The 10,567-nt window shown below is 67.6% G+C and carries 7 protein-coding genes and 3 pseudogenes; 8 read left to right on the plus strand and 2 right to left on the minus strand.

Features of this window, described 5'->3' with window-relative positions; translation table 11 throughout:
• The first annotated feature begins 386 nt into the window (after positions 1-386).
• On the plus strand, positions 387-554 hold the full coding sequence (locus tag ABZ471_RS12985) for a hypothetical protein (RefSeq protein ID WP_359065557.1): 168 nt from the start codon (positions 387-389) through the stop codon (positions 552-554).
• On the opposite strand, the pseudogene ABZ471_RS12990 reads toward ABZ471_RS12985, so the two are convergent.
• A pseudogene (locus ABZ471_RS12990) lies at positions 551-895 on the minus strand (transposase); the annotation flags it as partial. The gene ABZ471_RS12985 and the pseudogene ABZ471_RS12990 sit on opposite strands and share 4 nt — an antisense overlap.
• 502 nt (positions 896-1,397) lie before the next feature.
• Between ABZ471_RS12990 and ABZ471_RS12995 the strand changes: the two are divergent.
• From ABZ471_RS12995 to ABZ471_RS13010, 4 genes are all read left to right on the plus strand, one after another.
• Entirely contained in the window at positions 1,398-1,763 is a 366-nt protein-coding gene (locus tag ABZ471_RS12995; protein WP_359065559.1) for a hypothetical protein, read from the plus strand.
• The gene (locus ABZ471_RS13000; RefSeq protein ID WP_359065561.1) at positions 1,753-6,042 is read left to right on the plus strand and encodes a DUF6531 domain-containing protein; all 4,290 of its coding nucleotides are present in this window, start codon (positions 1,753-1,755) and stop codon (positions 6,040-6,042) included. The genes ABZ471_RS12995 and ABZ471_RS13000 overlap by 11 nt, the downstream gene beginning before the upstream one ends.
• Positions 6,039-6,509 carry a hypothetical protein gene (locus ABZ471_RS13005; protein ID WP_359065563.1) on the plus strand — a complete coding sequence of 157 codons (471 nt, stop codon included), beginning with the start codon at positions 6,039-6,041 and terminating at the stop codon, positions 6,507-6,509. The genes ABZ471_RS13000 and ABZ471_RS13005 overlap by 4 nt, the downstream gene beginning before the upstream one ends.
• A 371-nt stretch (positions 6,510-6,880) precedes the next feature.
• Positions 6,881-7,258 carry a GMC oxidoreductase gene (locus tag ABZ471_RS13010; protein ID WP_359065577.1) on the plus strand — a complete coding sequence of 126 codons (378 nt, stop codon included), beginning with the start codon at positions 6,881-6,883 and terminating at the stop codon, positions 7,256-7,258.
• 1,135 nt (positions 7,259-8,393) lie between these two features.
• Here ABZ471_RS13010 and ABZ471_RS13015 read toward each other — a convergent pair.
• Positions 8,394-8,645, minus strand: a pseudogene (locus ABZ471_RS13015) (NB-ARC domain-containing protein); the annotation flags it as partial.
• On the opposite strand from ABZ471_RS13015, the pseudogene ABZ471_RS13020 reads away from it, so the two are divergent.
• From ABZ471_RS13020 to ABZ471_RS13030, 3 genes and pseudogenes are all read left to right on the plus strand, one after another.
• Positions 8,567-8,755, plus strand: a pseudogene (locus ABZ471_RS13020) (RHS repeat-associated core domain-containing protein); the annotation flags it as partial. The pseudogenes ABZ471_RS13015 and ABZ471_RS13020 sit on opposite strands and share 79 nt — an antisense overlap.
• A 350-nt stretch (positions 8,756-9,105) precedes the next feature.
• A complete protein-coding gene (locus tag ABZ471_RS13025; RefSeq protein ID WP_359065565.1) occupies positions 9,106-9,573 on the plus strand; it encodes a hypothetical protein in 468 nt (155 codons plus the stop codon).
• Between the two features lie 167 nt (positions 9,574-9,740).
• Entirely contained in the window at positions 9,741-10,178 is a 438-nt protein-coding gene (locus ABZ471_RS13030) for a hypothetical protein (protein ID WP_359065567.1), read from the plus strand.
• The last annotated feature ends 389 nt before the right edge of the window (positions 10,179-10,567 follow it).

Here is a 10,567-nt window from a genome sequence, read left to right on the forward strand (position 1 = left end):
CCGTCCTCCGGCCCTGACGGGCGGGGTCGACGGGTGGCTTGGCAGGAGAGCGAGTCGGCTTGATCGCTGGGGGCTGCGGCCGTCGGGGACGGGGGAAAACGGCCCGTACTGAAAATGGCCCGAGGAATCCCCCGTATACAAGGGGGTAGCTCACAGACCGTGGCTGCTCTGAAACTGTGAGTGTAGGTGGGACAGGACTGGGGCGGGGGTGCCCCCATGCTCCTGCCACTTGTGAGGGGTGTAGCGGCCGAGTGTTCTTCGTGCCAGTCAACGCGTCCGGGGGAACGGGAGTGTTCTGTCTGCAGCCGTGCGTTCATCGCGGATAGCGAGGAGTCCTGGAACGAGGAGTCCCGGAAGGGCGACGAGCCTGGTGCGTCGAGCTGCCCGTGCGGGGGTCAGGAGTCGAGGCCGCGATCGCGTCCTCGCTCGGCGACGACGGGTCGGTCCGCTGGGTGACCGTAGGCCTGCGGTGCAACAGGGGCGGATTCTGTGGGGTCTATGCCGACTGGAAGATCGACTACAGCCCCACTCATCACCTCCTGACCATGGTCTAGGTCTGCCAGACGACGGCCCGGACAGGCTGAGGCTCGTAGAAGGTCCCGTTCCGGAGCATCGTGAAGAGCACGTCGGCTCGTCGTCTCGCGAGGCAGAGGAGGGTCTTGAGCGTGGTGCTTGCCCTGGGCAATCTTCTTGTCGTAGCAGGTCCTGGACGTGGGGTCCGACAGGGCGGCGAACGCCGAGAGGAAGAAAGCCCGCTTGAGCTGCTTTTTTCCTCGTCGAGGGGGTGTTCGCCCCGGATCGGGGAACCGGAACTGCGGGTCGCCGTAGCGAGCCCGGCATAGGCAGCGAGGTGGGCTGCGGACGGGAAACTGCTGCCATTGCCCACGTCGATGAGGGTCCTGGCTTCGGTCACCGAGCGCCTGATCCAGCCCCGGCTCCGCGGTGAACGGGAGGCTCTCCGTGTCCTGCTCGCTACCCGCCACGGCGCGGTTCTCGCCTCCACCGCCGCGATCAACCAGCTGAGAGCCCTGATCGTCTCCGCACCCGACGACCTCCGCGCGCCAAGCTGCGGAAACTCAAGCGCCCGGCCCAGGTCACGCGTTGCGCCCAACTACGCGACCGCCCGGCATGCGGCATTGTGACCAGGATTACCAGTTGGCACCAGGCCTTCATAAACTGCGTGGATGCCAAGTAGTTCCAGCGACCGGAGGGACGGCACCGGAGAGATAGTTGACACTTTGGTACAGCAGGTCACGGGGGGCGTCGCAGCAGTGCCGGATGACGTCGGAAGCCGTCGACGGACCCAGTAGCATTGCCTTTGCATTACCCAGACAAGATCTCTCCTTGAACCCACCGCCATAGAGTCGGAGACCGCACCTGCGAACGGGGGTTCATCGATGGGTGACGGCAAGGTCCCCGGCAAGGTCCTGGACATCAAGACCGCGGACATCAAGGCGGCGGCACCTGCCTTCCACCAAGGGGCCATCGATCTGAGCAAGGCGCTGACCACCCTCATCCAGACCCTGGATGGTCTGGGCGAGCCCTGGGGCCACGACGAGCAGGGCGACAAGTTCGGCAATGCCTACAAGCCGCAGCAGAAGAAGATCGAGAGCGCGGCGGGCGTCCTGGTGCTCGGCCTGACGAGCATTCACGAGGCCATGGTGGACCTATCGGACGGGCACGTGGACAACGACCAGCTGATCGCCGGCATGTTCACCAAAGTGAAGACTGACAAGCAGAGCGACGGTGCCGGTGAGCGTTGAGGACAAAGCCCGGCACATCCTTCTCAAGCTGGGCATGTGGTGGCCGGAGGCCGACTCCGGCAAGCTGCGGGACGCGGCGAAGGCCTGGCGTACCTTCGCAGGGGCTGTCGACGACGTCCGCTCTCCAGTGCACCGCAGCGCATCGTCGATCATCCACCACAACACAGGTGAATCGATCGAGGCGTTCAGCAAGTTCTGGGGCCGCTATGCCAAGGACCAGGACGGCGGCTGGCTGAAGGACCTGGCGGACTCGGCGCGCGAAATGGCCAAGGCGCTCGACAAGTTCGCCGACGCCATCGACGACGCCATCAACAAGCTCTGGACGCAGATCGGCATCGACGCCGCCGTGATCGCGGGCGGCGTGACGCTCGCCTTCTTCACCGCGGGCCTCGCCTCCGGGGCCGCCGTCGCGGCGGCTGACGCGGTCATCGAGTTCGGCGCCACGATGGGCGTCGCCGTCACCACGACCGTGGCCGAGATCGCCGCGGGCACCCTCGTCGCCGCCGCCTTCGGTGGCGTCGAGTCCGTCGCCGTCGACCTTGCCGTGGCCCAGCCGCTGAAGATGGCGACCGGCCTGCAGCACGGCTTCAGCCTGGACGAGGTCAACCAGGCCGCCAAGGACGGCATGATCTTCGGCGGCGCGCTCGGAGCGGGCGGCGGCTTGCTGAAGGCGAGCATGGAAGGTGGGCTCAGCGACACCACCCCGCTGCTGCTGCGCCCGCCGTCGCTCCGCCCCGACCTGGTCGAGCTGGGCCCTGCAGCCCGCAACGGCGAGCGCACCCCGTGTGTGGGCGAGCCGATCGACGTGGCGACCGGCGCGATGCTCATGACGCAGACGGACCTGACGCTGCCGGGCAGTCTGCCGCTGGAGTTCACGCGCACCCACCTGTCCTCGTACCGGGGTGGGGTCTGTTTCGGCCCGACCTGGATATCCACCCTGGACGAGTGCCTCCAGATCGACGGGGAGGGCGTCGTCTTCGCGGCGGCGGACGGCATGCGCCTGGTGTACCCGGTGCCCGAACCGGGCGTGCCGACCATGCCGGTGAAGGGCGCCCGCTGGCCCCTGCAGTGGGACGGCAAGCCGGACAGCGCGATGACGGTCACGGACCCGGCAACGGGCGTGACCCGCACCTTCGCCGCCCCGATCCCGTCCTCGACCTTCGGCGTCTTCCACTTGCCGCTGGAGTCCTGGAGCGACCGCAACGGCATGCGCATCGACGTCGAACGCGACGACGAAGGCATCCCGGTGGGCATCCGCCACTCGGGCGGCTACTACGTCGCCGTCGACACCCAGGGCCCGCGCATCACGGCCCTGCGCCTGCTGGACGAGCCACCCTCCCGCTACCGCCCCGGCACCGCACCCGACCAGGGCACGGTCGTCATGCGCTACAGCTACGACTCGTCTGGCAACCTGACGGAGGTCATCAACTCCAGCGGCGAGCCCCTGCGCTTCACATACGACGCCGATGGCCGCGTCACCCGCTGGACCGACCGTAACGGCACGTGGTTCGGTTACGTCTACGACGAGCGCGGCCGGGTGGTGCGCACGGAGGGTGTTGACGGATTCCTCTCGGGCACGCTGACGTACGACGACACGGCCCGCACGACGACGTACACCGACTCGCGGGGCCATGTCTCGGCCCACCGGTACAACGCCGAGGGCTTGGTGGTGGAGGAGACGGATGCGCTGGGGCATATCACCCGTACGGAGTGGGACGAGTACGGTGACAAGCCACTGACGGTCACCGACGCCCTGGGCCACACGACCCGGTACACCTATGACGACGCGGGCAACGTCACCGAACTCACCCTGCCCGATGGCTCGGTGGCCCGGGCCGCCTACAACGAGCACGGCCTGCCGACGGAGGTGGTCGAGCCGGGCGGCGCCATCTGGCGGCACACGTACGACGAGCGGGGCAACCTGCTGACGACCGTCGACCCGATCGGCGCCGAGACACAGTACGCGCACGACGAGGCCGGCCGTCCGACAGCCATCACGAACGGGCTCGGCCACACCCGCGTGGTGGCGCACGACCCGGCGGGCCTGCCCATAGCCCTGACGGACGAACTCGGCCACACGACGACGGTCCGCCGCGACGCCTTCGGCCGGGTGGTCGAGGTGACCGATCCGCTGGGCCACACCACCCGCCTGGGCTGGACGACGGAGGGCAAGCCCTCCTGGCGCGAGCAGCCCGAGGGCACGCGCGAGTCGTGGACCTGGGACGCCCAGGGCAACCTGCTCACTCACACAGACCCCGCCGGGAACACTACCCACCACACGGTGGGCTATTTCGGTGTGCCGGCCACCCGCACGGACCCGGACGGAGCGCGGTACGAGTTCGTCTACGACACCGAGCTGCGTCTGACGGCCGTCACCAACCCGCAGGGCCTGACCTGGTCGTACACCTACGACGAAGCGGGCCGGCTGACCGCGGAGACGGACTTCAACGGCCGTATCCTCACGTACACGCACCGCGCCGATGGGCGGCTGTCCGCCCGCACCAACGGCGCCGGGGAGACTCTGCGCTTCGCGAGGGACCCGCTCGGACGGGTCGTGGAGCAGCACTCGGACGCGGGTGATGTCACGACGTTCGCCTACGGCCCCGACGGCGGGCTGTGCCGTGCGGCCAACGCGGACGCCGAGGTAGTGCTGGAGCGTGACCTGCTCGGCCGGGTGCTTTCGGAGACCGTGAACGGCCGGACGACCACCCATGTCCACGACGGTGTCGGGCGCCGTGTCCGAAGGACGACACCTTCCGGTCTGGTCTCGGAGTGGACCTACGACCCTGCGGGACAGCCACTCACCCTACGGTCGTCCGCAGGCTCGCTGGACTTCGCCCATGACGCCGCGGGCCGTGAGACACAGCGCACCGTCGGTACCGTGGCCACCCTGACCCAGACATGGAACGCGACGGGGCTACTGACCGCGCAAACCCTGACCGCCGCCGCCCCGGATCGCCTCCTCCAGCACCGGACGTACGCCCACCGGGCGGACGGCTACCTCACCGAGATCCGGGAGCTGACTTCAGGCACCCGCCGCTTCGACCTGGACGGCATGGGACGCGCCACCGGAATGCGTGCCCACGGCTGGAGCGAGACCTATGCGTACGACCCGGCGGGCAACCTGATACACGCCACGACACCCACCCAAGAGGCAACCGGTGAGCGCCGGTTCGACGGCACGCTCGTGCGCTCGGCCGGGCGCACTTCCTACGAGCATGACGCCGAAGGCCGCCTCGTCCGCAGGACCCGCAAGCTGCTGAACGGCCAGACCCATACCTGGACCTACACATGGAACGCCGAGGACCGCCTCACGGAGGTGACCGCCCCGGACAGCAGCCGATGGCGCTACGCGTACGACCCGCTCGGCCGACGCGTCTCCAAGCACCGCGTGGCCGACGACGGCTCCATGGCCGACCGTACGGACTTCGTCTGGGACGACCTCTGTCTGGCCGAGCAGACCGCGCAGGACGGCTGGGTCACCACCTGGGACCACGCGCCGAACAGCCCCCGCCCGGTTGCCCAGACGACCCACAAGCCGACCGCGACAGCCGCCAACGCGTCGTTCCTGGCGCAGCTGGCGGAGGAATCGGATCCCGAGCACGGCGCTCGGTTCCATGCCGTCGTCACCGACTCCGTCGGCACCCCCACGGAGCTGGTCTCCGCAACTGGAGACCTGGTCTGGCAGCGCCGTACCAGCCTGTGGGGCACCCGTTTCCCAGACCCGGAGGAAGACACACCGCCGATCGACTGCCCGCTGCGATTCCCGGGCCAGTACGCCGATCCCGAGACGGGCCTGCACTACAACCTCCACCGGTACTACGACCCCGAGACGGCGCGGTACATCAGCGCGGATCCGCTGGGGCTGCTCCCAGCACCCGATCACCACGCCTACGTGCCGAACCCGCTGAGCTGGAGCGACCACCTTGGCCTCGCCGGGAAGGGCCCGAAGGGGCCGCGGGGGAACCCCCTCGAGTTCGGTCAGGGGTACACCGGGCGGGTGGACATCTGGGGAGAGGGCTCGAAGGGCTCAGACTTCGAGATCCACGTCTACGACAAAGCCAACCGTGAGGTCGGGACGTTCCGCAGCGACGGCTGGTTCAACAAACACAGTCTCAAGGCCGAGGAGGTCGACGTTCCGCCGGCCGTGGAGAATGCCATCAAGGGCCGGGCCATCGACACGATGCGCAGGCTCGGGCGTATCGGCCCCAAGGGAACCGAAGACATCTCCGGCGACAAATGGCGTCGCCCTCCCCTTTCACAGGAAGGCTGTCCATGAAATTCATCAAGGCGGACTGGGATTCCGAGCTGCACGGGTTCCGTCTGGATGCGGGCGCCTACCTGGCCGAGCTGCCGCGCCTGCGCGACGGCCTGCCCCCGGGTGCCTGGTCCTTCGCCTCCGACCCCGGGCACTACGACATCGGGGGCGCCACCCGCTGTGTGAAGGACCTGGAGCTGGCCGGGGTCCGCCTCGCCACCGACAAGAGCGGAGGACTGGTCCTGGAGTTCGCGCCCAACAAGTGGAAACACGACTCCAGCCTGCGCATCAGCTATTCAGGCGTGACGCACTTCTCGATCGACTATGAGCATTCCATCGACTGGATGCTGGTCGACACCGTGCTCCTCGACGAGATCCTCCCGGACGAGGACGGCGGTTGCGTGCACGAAATCGCGCTCACCGATGCGTCGATCACCGTCCGATGTGGGGACCTGCAAGCCGTCTGGGAGACGCGAGCTGAGGAGTGACCGTCCGGTGAGGCGACGATGACACGGCGAGCAGACGGCCCCGACTACCTGGACCTGCTCTCCCAGCCGGTTGGGCTCGCGGAGTGGGTCGCGTTCGCACACGTCTTCACACCCCGGTTCGTGGAGGTCAGCTGCGTGCTGAGGAGCCGCGTATATGAGCCTGCATTCGATCCTTCGGAGCTGGATCACCGAGGGAAAGCCAGCGTGGCGCGAGAGGCTGGACAGCCCGCGAGAGTCCTGAACGTGGAACGCCGAGGGCAACCCGCTGCCTCCTGCGGAAGCGGCGGGCAACACCCCACACACCATACGGCGACCTACTTCGACGTACCCGCCACCCGGACGAACCCGGACGGCATGCAGTACGAGTTCCTCTGCGACACCGAGTTCCGCCCAAACGCGCCCTCGCCTACGGCCACAGCGTGGCACGACGCATGTGGCGGCACCTGGAGGACCACGCAGGCGCCACCGACGTCGACCCCCAGCAGCCCACCCTGTCCTACAACGGCGCAGGCCACCTGATGGGAACCATGCGCATCGGGACCGACCCGACCACGAGCGTGGTAGATCCCAAGGGTCTCCCCCCCCACGCGCATCCAGGTGTGTGGATCGTCGGCTCCCGTATCCGCCGACGATGGCAAGGTGTCCATTCGCCGACCAGTCGAACGCCTGTACTTCGGCAGTGTGGCCGGGCTCTGCAGTGGTGGTATCGGCGGCAGGGTCCCAAACGCGTACTGTCCCGTCGTGGCTGAGGATGGCGAGGCGTCGGTCCGCCAACCACGTCATGCCCAGTACCTCCTCCGCGGAAAGGGTGCGTTGGGCACCGGTGGCGTCAGGCAGTGGCCAACGAGGCACCAGACAGGGGAGCAGCGTGGGGTCGGTGCGGCGAGCACGGATCTGAGGGCGCCAGTGGGGGTGTTCCTGCAGGCGTGCGTGGAGCTGGTGAGTGGCGGCGAGTGCGGGGTCGGTGAGAGTGAGGAGGTGGGCGTGCTGAGCGAGGGAGCGGGCGAGGGCGAGGCTGTGTGGGGTGTTGATGCGGGTGAGGTCGTTCCAAGGGGCGTTGGGGCCACGCTGGTTCAAACGCATCTCTGCCCAACGGATGTCGCCAGCCACAGCTTCGGTGCGCTCCCGTTGGCCTGCGGCGAGGAGATGGCTGATCAGGTGGTCGCGGAGGTAGCCCTCGGGCGCCTGCCACCAGGCACTACGCGGGTCCGGGGCTCCCACAGCCAGGGGGGCGGCCTCGGGGAGTGTGGCGGCGATGCCGTCGACGAGAGCGGCGTGCAGTCGGCGCAGGGTGCCGGCGCGGGTACGGGAGCGTAGGTAGTCGCGAATGACGTCGTGCAGGCCGACGCGCCCTGCGTCCGGGTCAAAGGTGATGAGCGAGAGGCGGGCTAGGTCTTGGCACAGCAGTCGGGCCTGGGCGATGGTCATGCTGCCGGTGGCCTGCCAGAGCACGGCGGCCAGGGAGAGAGGGATGGGCTCATCCTCAGCGAAGATCCCCAGTTCCGTGAAGCGCTTTGCGGCTCCGGCGGGCAGGAGGCTGGTGGATGCACGCAGGGACGCCTCGACAGCGGTGTTGCGTAGATCGCGGTCGTCCAGATTCCAGGTGCCCACCGGACCGTCGGCTGCTGACGGCCCTCGATCCTTCAGCTCCCTGAGGAGGTCTTCTGCCGCGGCAGGCGCGTTGGTTCCGGCATCGACGTGCCGGGCGATCAGCCGGTTGGCGAGCCTGAGCAGCAGTGCCCACCGTCCGGTCACGCTCAGCAGGTCATCTATCAGCGGGCGCGGCAGGAGGGGCAGCTCGCGGGTGAGTAGCTGTTCGGCCTGCGCGGGAGTCATCTGGTCGACGCGGATCCGGGGAGCGCCGGCTGGCAGCAGATCGTTGCTGCGGGTAGTGATCAGTCGCACGCAGCGGGAGCCTCCGACGAGGAAAGGCGCGAGCTGACGTTCCTCCCACACGTCGTCCAGGACCAGGAGAATGCGGGGGCGTTCCTCTAGCAGACGGCCCAGGTGAGCCCCAGCCGCTTCAGGGTCGGTGGCGGGCGTGCTCCTGTCTCCGGTTGCGCTTCCCAGGGCAGTACGCCGACGACGAGACAGGGCTGCACTACAACCTGCACCGCTACTACGACCCCCGGACAGCCCGGTACATCAGCGCGGACCCGCTGGGGCTGGAGCCGGCGGACCATCACCACGGCTATGTACGCACTCCGCTGACCTGGATCGATCCACTCGGTCTTTCCCCTTGCAACTATGGCACCGACGACTTGTACCAGTCGGCCGCCACCATCAAGAAGGGCCAGCTGTCACCGGCCGGCAGGGCTTTGCAGAAACACGGTGACCCAAGCCCTGGCAATCTGGCCAAGCGGGGTCAAGCTCATGTCGATATGTACAATTTCGGCAAGGTCACCAATAGTGAGCGGACCGAGATCGCCAATGAGATGATCCAGGACATACTCACCGACCCGAACGTGGTCGAGAAAGTCAACACCTCGGCGTCGGCCCAATACGGCGGCATCACCCGGGACTTCAGGGTTCCCGGAGGCTGGGGCGCCCGATGGAGTTGGCGTGGGGGCCAACTCACTTTCGAAGGATTCCTGTGATGGCGTGGCAGCACGAGGCCGAACCGGCCTACCGGGCAGAGGACTTCGTCGCAGATGGAGCACTGCGGGACGTCTGCGTCCTCGACACCACGATCGACGACTGGTGGCGCATGTTCGACGGGCTGCGCGCGGTCTCGGGGCACCATGTGCTTACCTGGACGCTCTCCGGCACGACGGAGAGCGGTGCCTTGGACGCCTCTGCCGTATGGTCCCGACTCGAGCAGGATCCGGAGGAATCGGCGAGCCTGGCCATCGACGTCGACGGTGTGTGGTTCACCTGCTACTTCTTCGACGTCGAAGAGATCGAGTTCACCTTCGATCCTTCCGACGTAGTCGACAAGGCGACCTTCGCCCCCGTTCGCGCCTTCGTGACCTGGCTGGGAACGACGACGGGCCGGGAAGTCATCGTGACAATGGAAGGCACCGACCACGCTGCCATGCCTGCCCTGATCCGGTGGCGGCCGTGATGTTCGTCAAAGCTGGCTGGGCTCCCGAGCTGCACGGCTTCCGTCTGGATTGCGGGCGCCTGTCTCGACGAGCTGCCACAGTGGCGTGACGGTCTGCTCCCGGGGGCGCGATCCTTCGCGTACGATCCGGCACGCCGGATCCAGACCTCGGGAAAGGGCTGCACACCGTGATCACTGTGCAGTTCACCGTACGGCCTGGCCAGGGTGACGCCCACGGATTCGATCTGGGCGACATGACCTGCACCGGGGACCTCGGCACGGCCGACTCGGCCGGACACGTCCCCGATCAGGGCATGATGATCTACCTTTCGGTCGTCCAGCTGCTGGACAGCCTGGGCGACTTTCTCCGGGGCCACACGCGTGTGCTCACCTTCACCGGTGCCGACACCTCGTTCGGCCTTGTCGTTCGACGAACCAAGAACGGTCTGTCGGTCGCCGGCAAGAACGGCGTCGTCGCTCGGACGACGGCTCCAGAGCTCGCCTCCGCCGTGCTGAACGCTGCGGAGGTCCTTGGCCGCGGCCTCCCTCCGGAAGACCCCGTCACACCCGACTGGAAAGCTGCCCTCGCCACGTTCCGTCCCCTCGTACCCGGCAGAAAAGGATGAGGGCCCGAAGGCGGGAGGACGAACCGCATGACCAGCCGCGGGCCGCCATTTTCGGTACCTCTCTTCAGTTGCGTAGCTGCCACAGAACGCCGTTACCTTCTCGTCGCCGCCGGTTGGAAAGGGAATCCGCTGCGGACGGCTTCGAGACCCGATCCTGAGCCGGCGCGATCGCCCGAAAGTCCTGCGTACCCCGTCCAAACGGGACGGTGTCGGGACGTAGTCGGGACACAGGGACAGGAACAGACCGACAAAGAGGGATGGGCGACGACCTGGTGCACGGCTTCTGACCAGCAAAAACGTCACGGATAGACGTTGAACGACAAGGGCCGCCAAGATCCCCAAAGGACTCATAATCCGTCGGCCGTGGGTTCGAGTCCCACCCGCCCCAC

Source organism: Streptomyces sp. NPDC005728 (genome assembly GCF_040630895.1).
Classification (GTDB): domain Bacteria; phylum Actinomycetota; class Actinomycetes; order Streptomycetales; family Streptomycetaceae; genus Streptomyces.